General features: G+C 65.8%; 8 protein-coding genes. 1 reads left to right on the top strand and 7 read right to left on the bottom strand.

Going from position 1 to position 12,131, the window contains the following annotated elements:
• Positions 1-11: 11 nt before the first annotated feature.
• Positions 12-614 (bottom strand): DUF4126 domain-containing protein, encoded by a 603-nt coding sequence (locus K2O51_RS17160; protein WP_011297117.1) that lies wholly within the window; start codon positions 612-614, stop codon positions 12-14.
• Positions 615-686: 72 nt separating this feature from the next.
• Positions 687-1,784, bottom strand: coding sequence for a substrate-binding domain-containing protein (locus K2O51_RS17155; RefSeq protein WP_011297116.1), 1,098 nt, complete (start codon positions 1,782-1,784; stop codon positions 687-689).
• Positions 1,785-1,927: 143 nt separating this feature from the next.
• On the opposite strand from K2O51_RS17155, the gene K2O51_RS17150 reads away from it, so the two are divergent.
• Complete coding sequence (locus K2O51_RS17150) at positions 1,928-2,749, top strand: ABC transporter substrate-binding protein (RefSeq protein WP_220631426.1); 822 nt, start codon at positions 1,928-1,930, stop codon at positions 2,747-2,749.
• 48 nt (positions 2,750-2,797) lie between these two features.
• Here the strand turns inward: K2O51_RS17150 and K2O51_RS17145 are convergent, their stop codons facing one another.
• The 5 genes from K2O51_RS17145 to K2O51_RS17125 all read right to left on the bottom strand — a co-directional run bounded on the left by K2O51_RS17145 (position 2,798) and on the right by K2O51_RS17125 (position 12,041).
• Positions 2,798-4,108 (bottom strand): sigma-54 interaction domain-containing protein, encoded by a 1,311-nt coding sequence (locus K2O51_RS17145; RefSeq protein ID WP_011297114.1) that lies wholly within the window; start codon positions 4,106-4,108, stop codon positions 2,798-2,800.
• Positions 4,105-7,227: a peptidase domain-containing ABC transporter gene (locus tag K2O51_RS17140; RefSeq protein ID WP_011297113.1), complete on the bottom strand. Its 3,123-nt coding sequence runs from the start codon at positions 7,225-7,227 to the stop codon at positions 4,105-4,107. Before K2O51_RS17140 ends, K2O51_RS17145 begins: the two co-directional genes overlap by 4 nt.
• Complete coding sequence (locus tag K2O51_RS17135; RefSeq protein ID WP_220631425.1) at positions 7,208-7,960, bottom strand: peptidylprolyl isomerase; 753 nt, start codon at positions 7,958-7,960, stop codon at positions 7,208-7,210. The genes K2O51_RS17140 and K2O51_RS17135 overlap by 20 nt, the downstream gene beginning before the upstream one ends.
• A gap of 89 nt (positions 7,961-8,049) precedes the next feature.
• Positions 8,050-9,432 carry a beta-barrel domain-containing protein gene (locus K2O51_RS17130; protein WP_011297111.1) on the bottom strand — a complete coding sequence of 461 codons (1,383 nt, stop codon included), beginning with the start codon at positions 9,430-9,432 and terminating at the stop codon, positions 8,050-8,052.
• A complete protein-coding gene (locus K2O51_RS17125; RefSeq protein WP_220631424.1) occupies positions 9,429-12,041 on the bottom strand; it encodes an FHA domain-containing protein in 2,613 nt (870 codons plus the stop codon). Before K2O51_RS17125 ends, K2O51_RS17130 begins: the two co-directional genes overlap by 4 nt.
• Positions 12,042-12,131: the final 90 nt, after the last annotated feature.

Here is a 12,131-nt window from a genome sequence, read left to right as displayed (position 1 = left end):
TGGGGGCGCGCTCAGGTTCGTCTTGCGGGCGGGCCCGAGCGGTTGCGCAAGCTCGCATGCAGGCGGCGCACTCCGCGCCAGAGCTTGGGCAGCAGCCAGATGGCCACCAACAGGAAGACGGCCAGCACGACGAGGAACAGCACTGGCAGGAAAAAGGCCAGCAGCAGGCTGCCGGTCGCCGTCACGTCCTCAGTGAATGAGGCCGCCCAGTTCGAAAACGGTTCCGGCGAGACATTGATCAAGGCACGCGTGCCGGCCTTGGCGACGTGGGCCGTACCGGCCAGGGTGCCGCCGACCAGGCCCGCCGCGACCATCCATTGCGGATCCAGCTGGCCGAACGCGGCCGCGGCAAGGATCGCGCCGGCCGGGATCCGCACGAAGGTATGGATGCTGTCCCAGACCGAGTCGAAGCCAGGGATCTTGTCGGCGATGAACTCCGCCAGCGCGAGCACCGCGGCCACGCCGATCACCCACCACGATTCGAGCGCTTGCAGCCCGGGCGGCAGGTGCAGCCAGCCTAGCCGCGACAACACGCCCGCGGCCAGGACAGCGAGGTAGAGGCGAAAGCCGCTGGCCCAGGACATGCCTGCGGCCAGGGCGGCGGTTTCCAGCATGGTGCTCCTTGCGTTGGCGGGCGATCGCCCTATTCAGGCCATCGCAAAGAGTGTAGCGCGATCAGGCGCGGCTCAGCCGCCTTCCTTACCGTCGGCTCCATACCAGGGCAAGGCCTCCTGCGGCGTCAGCACGCCGGCCGGCTCGGCCATGGTGTAGCCCGGCAGCGCTTCGATCCGGCGCGCGAACGCCGGATCGGCCAGCAGGGCGAGCAGGCCCGACATCCAGCCCGCGGTCTGGTCGTTCTTGCGCAGCGCCAGGTAATACGCCTCTCGCGTGAGCGGTACAAAGGCCAGTCCCAGGGCCTCGGCGTTCATGCGCAGTCCGAAACCGACCTGCGCGCGCCCGGCGTGGACCGCTTCCGCCACCTTTTCATTGCTGAACTCGGGTTCTTCGTACCCGGCGATCTGGTCGGGATACAGGCCTTGCGCGGCCAGCAACTGATCGAACAGCATGCGCGTGCCGGAACTGCGCTGCCGGTTGATGAAACGCGCCTCGGTGCGCACGAGATCACGCAGGTCGTGGATTTCAGTGCTCAACTCCGGCGACACGATCAGGCCCTGTTCGCGCCACGCCAGCCGCAGCAGGCGCACCGACGCTGGCCGCAGCCATTTGCGCAATGTCAGGTGGGCCACCGAGCCGGCGGTCTGCACGGGCGAGACATAGAAGCCAGCCAGTTCGGACTGCCGCTCCTGCAGGCAGATCAGCCCCTCGACACTGCCGCAGAACACCGTATCAAGCTGAAGCCCCGATGGCTGGTCCCTGAGCGCACCGGCCAGTACCTCGATGGCGGGATCGTGGCTCCCCGAAAAATGCACGCAGGTCTGCGGCTGGGCGGCATCGTCGAGATCAGCGATGAACTCGGCCATGGCGCGCTGCACGGCCGGATCGAGGGTCTCGCGCAACCGCATCTCCGCACGCAGCAGCCGCTCGCCAAAGCGCGTCAGCGACGCACCCCGCCCGCGCTCCATATCGAGCACGGACCGGCCCAGCATGGCCTCCCACGTCCGCATCACGCCCCAGGCATGGCGGTAGGACAAGCCGATCTCGCGCGCCGCGCGGTGCAGCGAGCCGGTTTCGCGCACGGCCTTGAGCAACTGGAACACCTTGCCGTTGGCGCGCGGATTGTCGTCCGCAGCAACGACCGGAAACAGGTCAAAGCGAAATGTCATATGTTTCGCCTTGCATATTTACACATCGATTCCGCTTCGCACACAATGAACCACCCCGTTTTTATGTCGCTTTTTTTCCATTCTCCACGACCCGCCATGGCATGGCAATTATGTTTATCGAAACATAAATCAAGGAACCACACATGTCACGGATTGCATTTCGCAGGCTTCCCGTTCTGGGCAGCATTACCTGCCTGATGGCGCTCTCCGTCGCACAGGCCGGTGAACTGAAGCTGGCTACCACGACGAGTACCGAGAACTCCGGCCTGCTCAAGTACCTGCTGCCCAAGTTCGAGCAGAAGAGCGGCGTGAACGTGAAGGTCATCGCCGTCGGTTCGGGCAAGGCCATGAAGATGGGCGAGATGGGCGACGTGGACGTGCTGCTCGTGCACGCGCGCAAGATGGAAGATGAATTCGTGGCGGCCGGCTACGGCGTCAATCGCCGCGACGTCATGTACAACGACTTCATCGTCGTGGGGCCGGCCAGCGATCCGGCCGGCATCAAGGGCGGCAAGGACGTGCTGGCGGGCTTCCGCAAGCTCGTCGGCAGCGGCAGCAAGTTCATCTCGCGCGGGGACAACTCCGGCACCGACGTAATGGAGAAGGACTACTGGAAGCAACTCGGCATCGAACCGAAGGGGCAACCGTGGTATGTCAACGCGGGGCTTGGCATGGGCGAGGTGCTGACCATGGCCGCCCAGATGCCCGCTTATACGCTGTCGGACCGCGCCACCTATGGCGCCTACCGCGCCAAGACCGGCCTGGCGATCGCCGTGCAGGGCGATCCGAAGATGTTCAACCCGTACGGCGTCATCGCGGTCAATCCGGCCAGGCACCCTGGCACCAACTACCCCGACGCAATGAAGCTGGTGGAGTGGATTACCTCGCCGGAAGGACAGCGGGCCATTGCCGGCTACAAGGTCGAAGGGGAACAGCTCTTCTTCCCGGACTACAAGGGCAAGTGAAGGTTGGGGGGCTCGCCAAACCGGGCGCCCCCCCGTCCCTCACCGCTCTCACGCCTTCTCCCTCTGCCCCCGAAAGTCCTTCGAATGAATCCCGTGCTTCTTCAGCAGCATCTGCAGATGCGAACGGTTCATGTCGCACCGCCGCGCCAGCTCGGCAACGGTACCGCCCACTTCCTGCAGCCCCCGCTCCAGAAACGCGCGCTCCGCTTCATCGCTGGCAGCGCGCTTGGCTTCGCTCAGCGACGTCGGCAGCGCTGACAACGCACCAACCGGCCCGATCGGCACCACGGCCAGCGCGGCCGGCTTCGGACGAATGTCCACCGGCAGGTGGACAAGATCCGCCGTATCACCGGCCAGGCACGACACCCGGTACAACAGATTGCGCAGCTCGCGGATGTTGCCCGGATACTCGTAATGCATCAGGAAGTCGCGCAGCCTCGGCGTAAGCTTGACCGGGCGCCGCTTGAGCATGCCCGCCGCTTCGTCGCTGAAATAAGAGACCAGCAACGGGATCTCGTCGCGCCTCTCGCGCAAAGCCGGCAGCGATACGTGGATCACGCTGAGCCGGTAGAACAGGTCCTCGCGGAACGTTCCTTCCTTGCTCATGCGCCGCAGGTCCTTGTTGGTCGCAGCGACGATCCGGGTGTCGACGGCGATCAATTCGTCCGAGCCCACGCGCTGGATCTCGTGCGCTTCGAGCACGCGCAGCAGCTTGACCTGCCCCGTCAGCGGCAGCTCGCCGATTTCGTCGAGGAAGATGGTGCCGGTGTGGGCGCTCTCGAACTTGCCGCGCCGGTCGTTGCTGGCGCCCGTGAACGCGCCCTTCTTGTGGCCGAACAGTTCGGACTCGAGCAGGCTGTCCGGAATAGCGCCGCAGTTGACCGAGATGAACGGCCGCTCCTGCCGCGAACCGTTGGCATGGATGACCTTGGCCATCAGCTCCTTGCCGGTGCCGCTTTCGCCGTCGATCAGCACGGGAAGATCGGTAGGCGCCGCCTTTTCGGCAATCTCCAGCGATTCGAGCAGCTTCGGGTTATCGCCGAACGTCCCTTCGAAGATAAAGCTGCGCTCGAGCAGCGCCTGCCGGCGCTCGCGCGGCATGCGTTCGATTTCCTCCTGCACGGGCGCCTCACCGCCCGTTGCGGCCTGCACGAAACGCTCCTTGTGCGACAGCCCCATCACCTCATCGCGCAGCGTGGTGGTCTGCTTGAGCAGCTTCTCGATATCGGTGCGCTCGAGCCGCGACGACCAGCGCAGCGTGGAGCGCAGGATCTCGAGCTTCTCGATCAGCCCCGCGAACGAGACGGTGGAGGTGCCGGCGGCGGCAGGCGGATGGGCGCCCTGGTTATATAGCTTCATGCTGAGCTCAGTTGCTTTTGCACCAGCTGGTAGTACATGCCCTTGCGGTCGAGCAGTTCATCGTGACGGCCCTGCTCGACGACGGCGCCTTCGTACAGCACCAGGATCTTGTCGGCCTGCATGATGGTGCTGAGGCGGTGCGCGATGATTACCGCCGTGCGCCCGCGCAGGATCTCCTGCATGTTCGCGAGGATATTACTCTCGGACTGCGTATCGAGCGCCGACGTCGCTTCGTCAAACACCAGCAGGCGCGGGTCGTGATACAGCGCGCGCGCAATGCACAGCCGCTGGATCTGCCCGCCCGACAGGCCCATGCCGCGCTCGCCCACGATCTGTTCATAGCCGAGCGGCAGCTTGGTGATGAACGGGTGCGCGTCCGCCATCCTGGCCACTTCCTCGATGCGGCGGCGGTCGGGGCTTTCGTCGCCGCAGGCGATGTTCTCCGCGATGGTGCCGGAGAACAGCAGGTTGGTCTGCATCACGTAGCCGACCTGGGCACGGTAGAACTCGGTGTCGATCATGCCGATTTCATAGCCGTCCACCTTCATCGAGCCTTCGGTAGGCCGGTAGAAGCCGACCAGCAGCTTGGCGAGCGTGGTCTTGCCCGAGCCGCTGCGCCCGACGATAGCCACCATCTCGCCCGGCTTGATATGCAGGCTGATGTTCTCGAGCACATAGGCGGTGTCCTCGCCGCCATAGCGGAAGTACAGCCCGTTCATCTCGATCTCGCCTTGCAGGTCGGGCAGCAGCACGCGCGACATCACGTCCTGCGGCTTCTGTTCGGGCTCGAGGTCCAGCACGTCGCCAAGCCGCTCCATCGCCACGCCGGCATCATTGAGCTGGCCCCACAACGCGACCAGCCCCATCAACGGCGCGAGCACACTGCCCATGAACGCATTGAAGGCGATCAGCTGGCCGATCGTCAGCTCGCGCTGCAGCACCAGCGTGGCGCCCACCCACAGCACGGCGATGGTGGTCGCCGCATTGAGCAACTGGCTGATCATGCCGACGAGGATGTGGAAGGCCTGCGCCTGGTACTGCTTTTCCAGCGCCTTCGCATACTTGGCTTCCCAGCGCAGGCGGACAGGCCGCTCGATGCCCATGCCCTTCACGGTCTCCGCGCCGCCAAGCGTCTCCATGAGATAAGCCTTGGCGTCCGTCGACGCAGCGAACACCTCGCGCGCGTAGGTCTTGACCTTGGGCGTCACCACCACGGTCAGCGCCGCGATCGGGATCACGAACGCGATCAGCAGCAGCGTGAGCTTGACGTTGTAGAGAAACATGATGGTGAAGTAGATGAACACCATCAGCAGGTTCAGCGCCGTCGTCACCGTGGATTCGGTCAGGAATGCGCGGATGGTCTGGTTCTCCTGGAAGCGCGCGAAGATGTCGCCGGTCTTGCGCTTGGCGAAGAACGACAGCGGCAGCGACAGCGTGTGCTTGAAGAAGTGCGACATCATGGCGAAATCCATGTTGCGCACCATGAAGTTGGCCAGGTACGCGCGGATCGTCGACATCAGTTGCGAAAACAAGTTCGCGATGATGAGCCCGACGATCAACAGGTGCAGCAGCCCGATATTCTGGTGCACCACCACGCCATCGAGGATGTTCTGGATGATGAGAGGCGGCACCACGCCGAGCACCTGGATCACGAAGGTGGCCAGGAACAGGTGCGCGAGGATCTTTTTGTACGGCGCCAGATAGCTGATAAAGCGCAGCCACGGCGAGCGCTGCACCGACAGCTGCGCCATGCTTTCGCCGGGGCTGAACAGCAGGCAGGTGCCGCTCCAGCCGCGTTCGAACTCTTCGGCGCTCATCTTGCGGAAGCCGATACCCGGGTCCGCCACCCATACCCAGCGCGCCGAGACGCCGTACACGATCACATAGTGGTAGCCCTCCCAGTGCACGATGAACGGCAGCTCGAAGCCCATCAGCGACTCGCGCGTACACTGCACGCCGCGCGTGGTGAAGCCGAGCGATTCGCCGGCGCGCGCGAGGCTTTCCAGCGTGGCGCCCTGCGTGGTCACGTTGGCAAGTTCGCGCAGCTTGCCAAGCGACATCGGAATCCCGTAGTGCCGGCAGATCATGGCCAGGCAGGCGGCACCACAATCCATCTCCTCGGCCTGCTCGACAAGCGCAAACCGGCGGATCAGCCGCTCGCCAAGCTCCGGCTTGGATTGCAGGTCGAGCAGCACCGGACGCTTGCGGCGCTCGGCGAGCTTCTTCTGCCGATGCAGCTCGCGATCGACCACGCGGATGCGCTCTTCGAGCACTTCGCGCAGGCGCGGATTGCGTTCCAGGATGAGCTGCACGGTCTTTTCGGGGATCACCAGCAGGCGGACATCGGTCTCGGCGATGGCCGAGGCGATCTGCTCCTGCCGCATCACGCACGCGCGCTCGCCGAAGATATCGCCCTGCCCGAGCGTGGCCAGCGGAAACTCGTCATCGTCCTCATTGCGCACGATGCGCACGGCGCCCTGGCGCACAACGTAGAGCCGGCGGTCGTCGCGCCCGTCCTGCTTCAGGATCTCCTTGCCTGCGGCCACGCGCTTGACGCCCACGCTGCGCACCGCGTCTTCCAGCTCGCGCCGGTCCAGCTTGCCGCGCAGGTCGAACAGCCGGGCCACGAAGCCGCCGGCCGAACTGATCGCCACATAGCTCGTGATGAACGCCAGCGCCGCCTGGTTGCGCGCCACGACCTTCTCGCCCACGCTGCGCGGAATCATCAGCAGCTCGGTCTTGCCCGATGCGCGCACCGACGATTCATGGTGATAGTCGCGCAGCAGCCCGACATCCGCGAAGACCTCGCCGGTCTTGCGCACGCCCATGCTGATTTCCTTGCCGTGCTCCTCGTTGAACACGCGCACGGAGCCCGCCTTGATGATGTACAGGCCGGGTGCGGGCTCGCCGGCATTGCATACGGTGTCGCCGAAGCCGAACGTTTGCGTCTGCGCCGCGGCGGCGAGCTGCTCCAGCTCCTCACGCGTGAGTGCCGACAGGATCTCGACCGTCGACAGGAAATCGGCGAGCGATGCACCCGCAGCAGGGGATGCAGGCGCGGCCGCGGGCGACGGCACCTCGGCCGCCGCTGCGCCTTCGCTAGCGGGCTTCGATGACATGTTCCTGCGCCCTCGCCATCAGCCATTCTTCACGCAGGAGCCGGCGCACCTCCACCGCGACGTCGCTGTCGAGCGTCGCGGGATGCTTCGCGCGCACGAGGAAGACTTCGAAGAACGAGCGGTCCGCCGCCGGAAACGGCCCCAGCAAGTCGCCGGCTTCCGCATTGAAGACCTTCGCTTCGATGTCTGTCTTGAGCGAGCCGCGCAAGACCTTGCCGATGTCGCCGCCGCGCTCGCGCGTATCGGCAATCGAATGCTCGCGCGCCATCTCGGCGAAGCTGTCGGGGTCGTCTTGCAGGTACGAGATCAGCTCCTTGGCCTTGCCCTCGCTGTCCACCACGATGTGGCTGACCTCGATGCTGTCGAAGCGCGGCGAATTGAGCTGGAAGTATTCGTGCACGGCGGCGTCGTTGCAGACCTGCTCCATCATCCGTTCCTGGTACAAGCTGTCGGTGATGAAGACTTCGAACTCGTCCAGGCTCACGCTCAGCGCGTCGAGATAGTGGTTCATATCCGCCGCGCGGTGCAGTCCCTGCACGCGCCGGAACTGGTCCGCGCGCTCCTGAATCTCTTCCTGCGCCAGGCTCATGCCAGCGCGCTTCGCGGCATGGACGGTCAGCTTGTCACGCACCATCTGTTCGACCAGCCCTTCGAACTGCCCGGTGAACTTGAGCAGGCGGATGAATTCTTCGACGCCCAGTACCTCGTCGTCGATACGCACAATGCCAGTCATGGCCCTACCCTCCTATAACGGCCCCTGCACCGATCCCCATAGCGCCGCACTGCGGCGGTCGCGATTCGCTCCCCGAATACCGTGTCCCGCTAGCCTGCCACCTGCCTGAACGGGTCCAGCCCCAGGTCGATCAGACGGCGCTCGCGCACGACGATCTCCGCCGTGGCGGTCATGCCGTAGCGCAGTGGGTAACGGGTTTCGCCCACGGCGTAGTAATCGCGCGAGAGGCGGATGCGGCCTTCATAGACCGGCTGCTTGTCCGGCCCGCCCGGCTTGGTCGCCGGCGAGATGTATTCGAGCGTGCCTTCGATCAGGCCGTAGCGCTGGTATGGGAACGCGTTGAACTTGAGCTTGACTGGCAAGCCCTCCTTCAGGAACGCGCGGTCGCGCTCGGCAATGGCGATCTTCAACACGGGGCGCGCGTCATTGGGCGCGATGCCGCCGATCGGCGTATTGGCCTGGATCTTGTCGCCGCGCTGGGTCGACGTCACGTCCGTGATAACGCCTGACACCGGCGCCAGGATCAGCAGGAAGTTGTCCTTGTCGATGTTCTCGAAGCGGATGCGCGCAGCTGCCTCGGCCACTAAACGCGCGGTCTGCACCTGCAGGCGCAGCTTGTCCTCGGTGCTCGCAATCTCTCGCATCGCCGCGTCGTACTGCACGCGCAGGCCGGCGAGTTCCTGGCCGCTGCTTTCGAGCTGCACGTTGGCCTGGCTCAGTTCCTGGCCCTGCCGCGCTTCCAGTTCGGCCAGTCGCGATTGCGCCACGCGCAACGTGTTCTCGGCCTCCTGCGTGGCCGCGCGCTTGGCATCCACCTGCGACTGCGACACGCCGCCGCCGGCCGGCAGTGCGAACAGGCGCGTATAGCGGTCCTGTTCCTGGCGCGCGAAGTCTCGGGCACGGCGCGAATTCTCGACATTGCTGCGCGCCTCCTGAATCTGCGCGCGCTGCTGCTCGGTCAGCCGTGTCGTGCCTTCGGCAATGCGCGTTTCATGCTGGCGCGTGCCCACGTCGATCTGTTGCTTGAGCGCGGCGGCGCGGCGCGCCATTAACGCCTTCTTCTCGGGGAACTGCTTCCATTCGCGCTCCGAGTCTTCGAGCTTGAGCTGCGCCTCCAGCGCATTGGCCGCAGCCTCAATGGCGCCGCGTGCGTTCAGGCGGGCCAGCACGTCATCCTTTGACACCGGCTGCCCTTCGGCGACATACAGGTCCGCAAGTTCGCCATCCACGGGCGCGTAGAAGCGCCTGACTTCCGACTCCGGCGCCAGCGTGCCCTCGGCCGTGACGATCACATCGGCATGTCCGAAGAACGACCAGATCAGCGCGCATACCACGAGCGCGAACGTCGTCACGATCGTCAGCAGGCTCAGCCGCCACGGCTCGGCCGTGAGGATCGCTATGCCTTCGCCGCCGTGGTCCTCCAGCGCCTCGGACAGGGGCCTCAGGCGGTTGCTGCCTTGTGCGTCGTTCATGGCCGCGCCTCTTTCGGCTTGTCAGTTTCCGCGGTGACCGCCGCTGCAGCCGACGCGGCAGCCGGCGCTTCTGCGCCCCCCGCTTCGCCGCCAAGCAGGTCCAGCTTGGCCTTGAGCACGGCCGGGTCGAGCACCATGCGCAGCTCCTGCAAGGCGCGGCGCTGCTGGTCGACCTCTGCGCGGATCTCCTCCTCCGCCTTGCTCCATTGCGCGAGATCGGCGCTCTCGCCAGCCTTGAGCTGGGTGACGATGCGAATCCCTTGCCGCGCATCTTCCTGCGCCTGCGCGAGGCGCCTGGCCTGGTCGCGGAACTTCGGCGAAATGCCGGGTTCCAGCCGCTGGTCGGCGCCGATCTGGCCGTTGGCGCGGTACTGCTTCCACCCTGCAATGGCGCGGCTCACCAGCTCACGCGCACGCCGCAAGGCGCTGTCGCGGATCGCGGTGACATCCGGCTCCACGGCCTTGGCGTAGTACTTGTCCTCGTCTGGATCGAGCATGGCGTAGAAACCGAGCAGCTTGTCCTCATAGCCGCCTGCGCCACGCGAGCCCTGCAGCGCCGCGTACTGCGTGGCGACCTGCTGCTTGTGCGCGGCGTCCTTCGCCACGTCGTCGGCCCACGGCCCGGCGCTGATGCGGCGCAGGCCCGCGATGGCGGTCGCGCCGTCGCCGCGCTGCCACGCTTGCGCGGCCACGGCGTACTGCCGCGCGACGTCCGTAGTGGGAAGGCGCTGCGAGAGACGCGCGTACTGGGCCTGGAATGGCGGCGTGGCGAACTTCGCATCGGCCATGCGCGCCACCAGCGGCCCCGGGTTGCGCGCGCGCAGCGGCTGCATCAACGCGGTGTAGCGGTGCAGGTCGTCCTGCAGCTTGTCCAGACCGGACAGCCGCGGGTATTTTTCCTTGTACTCGTCCAGCACCGGCTGCAGCGCCTCGGGCTTGTCGCGCGCCAGTTCGGCGGCGATCGTGGCATTGAGCCGGTCGATCGCGGCCAGGTAGACCGATTCGTCCGTCTGCAGCTTGCGCACATCACTGAGCGCGCTCGCATAGACGTCCCGGAATGCCGGCTCGTATCCGGCGATGCGCCCCAGCGCGCGCTGGTGCGCAGCGGTGTCCTGGTTCCAGTGCGTCAGCAGGCCGCGTATGACGGACTCATCGGTGTAGAGCCGGATCGGCGCTTCCGCGCCGCCGCGCTGCGCGAAGTAGCGCTCCAGGTCGCCGATCCATTCGAGCTCGCGCACCAGCGGGTGCGCATCCGCGTTGTGCTGGCTGCCCGAAGCCATCTCGGCCAGCACCGCAGCGGCGCCGTTGAAATCTTTCGCCTTGAGCTTGCCCGCCCATTGCGGCACGTGAGCGCGCAGCAGCGCTTCCGTGCCCATGGCCTGGAACTGCGCATCGTCCGGGTGCCGCACGAGATAGGCATCGGCTGCCTTGGCCGCCTTGGCGTACTGGCCGTCGGCAAGCAGCGACTTCACGTCGCGCTCTGGCATGCCGCGCAGGTAGAGCGCACCGAGGCCCACGGCAATCAGCGCAAGCACCACCAGGCCCCATCGCGCTGCGCGCCGCACGCGCACCGGGTCATTCAGGCCGAAGCGCCCGGCGACTTCTCCGGCAAGCAGCGCCGTGCGGCTGCGCGACGCATTTCCCTTGCGCACTGACGCATCGGTAGCCGCCGCGGCTTGCGCTTCGGCATCGGCATTGACCTCGTCTTCCTGCCGCGCCGCGTAGTCGACGCAGAAGATATCCAGGAACGAATCGGCTGCGCCGACGAAGGTTGTCTTGTCCGCGTCGTCATCCAGTGCATGCGCCGGCGCCGCTGCATGCTCGGCAACGGGCTCGACGTCGACCACGGCATCCGGCGCGGCGAACACGGTACGCGTAGCCGTAGCGTCGGCATCGCCTTCGCGCTGCACCGCGACCTTGTAGACAAAATGGCTGCCGCCGAACGCGATCAGGTCGCCATCGTTGAGCGGCACGCCATGATCGGCAAGACGGTGGCCGTTGACGAAGGTGCCGTTGGTGCTGCCCAGGTCCTCCAGGAACGGCACGCCGCACTTCAGGTAGATATGCGCATGGCGCCGCGACAGGTAATTGACCTGCTGCGGATGGCTGTCGCGGTAGCGCGCGAACGTATCGTCGGCCTTGCTGATCAGGTACGGGAAGCCGCTCAGCTCGATCGGCTGCAGGCCTAGGTCGCTGCGTTCTGGCTGCAGCGTGACTATTACGCGCGGGGGCTCCGGCGCAGGCACGCGCGGCGAAAGCCGTACGTGAAACGACAGCGCCGACCCGAAGGAAAGCTCGTCGCCGTCGCTGAGCCGCAGCGGATGCCCGGCGACATCGGCGCCGTTGATGCGCGTGCCGTTCTTGCTGCCGAGATCCGCCACGTAGACTGCGCCGTGCTCGGCGAAGATCCGCGCGTGCCGGCGCGAGAGCGCCGCGGTCAGCTCTTCGGGATAGGAAACGAACGGTGCCTCGGTCCGGCCGACGGCGAACAGGTCCTCGTCGATGCGGATCTCGCCCAGCTCCGGACGCGAGACGGGCGTCAGCAGAATATCGAACTCCTGACCCATCCTCACCGGCATTTCCATGATCAGTGCATCGTCAGGAGCCATGTTTCCAAGAAACCAACAGGCGCGGCGCCGAAGGCTGCGCACCGGGGGATGAATCGACAATCAACATAGTAGGCGACGCCTCTCGCTAGT

It is taken from the genome of Cupriavidus pinatubonensis (assembly GCF_019602855.1).
Taxonomy (GTDB): Bacteria; Pseudomonadota; Gammaproteobacteria; order Burkholderiales; family Burkholderiaceae; genus Cupriavidus; species Cupriavidus pinatubonensis.
Note: the sequence above shows the minus strand (reverse complement) of the source record. Positions and strands in the feature narration are given on the sequence as shown.

What these genes read in the sequence shown, in the direction of transcription:
- K2O51_RS17160 (WP_011297117.1), bottom strand. Translation starts at nt 614, where the DNA reads ATGCTGGAAACCGCCGCCCTGGCCGCAGGCATGTCCTGGGCCAGCGGC.
- K2O51_RS17155 (WP_011297116.1), bottom strand. Translation starts at nt 1,784, where the DNA reads ATGACATTTCGCTTTGACCTGTTTCCGGTCGTTGCTGCGGACGACAAT.
- K2O51_RS17150 (WP_220631426.1), top strand. Translation starts at nt 1,928, where the DNA reads ATGTCACGGATTGCATTTCGCAGGCTTCCCGTTCTGGGCAGCATTACC.
- K2O51_RS17145 (WP_011297114.1), bottom strand. Translation starts at nt 4,108, where the DNA reads ATGAAGCTATATAACCAGGGCGCCCATCCGCCTGCCGCCGCCGGCACC.
- K2O51_RS17140 (WP_011297113.1), bottom strand. Translation starts at nt 7,227, where the DNA reads ATGTCATCGAAGCCCGCTAGCGAAGGCGCAGCGGCGGCCGAGGTGCCG.
- K2O51_RS17135 (WP_220631425.1), bottom strand. Translation starts at nt 7,960, where the DNA reads ATGACTGGCATTGTGCGTATCGACGACGAGGTACTGGGCGTCGAAGAA.
- K2O51_RS17130 (WP_011297111.1), bottom strand. Translation starts at nt 9,432, where the DNA reads ATGAACGACGCACAAGGCAGCAACCGCCTGAGGCCCCTGTCCGAGGCG.
- K2O51_RS17125 (WP_220631424.1), bottom strand. Translation starts at nt 12,041, where the DNA reads ATGGCTCCTGACGATGCACTGATCATGGAAATGCCGGTGAGGATGGGT.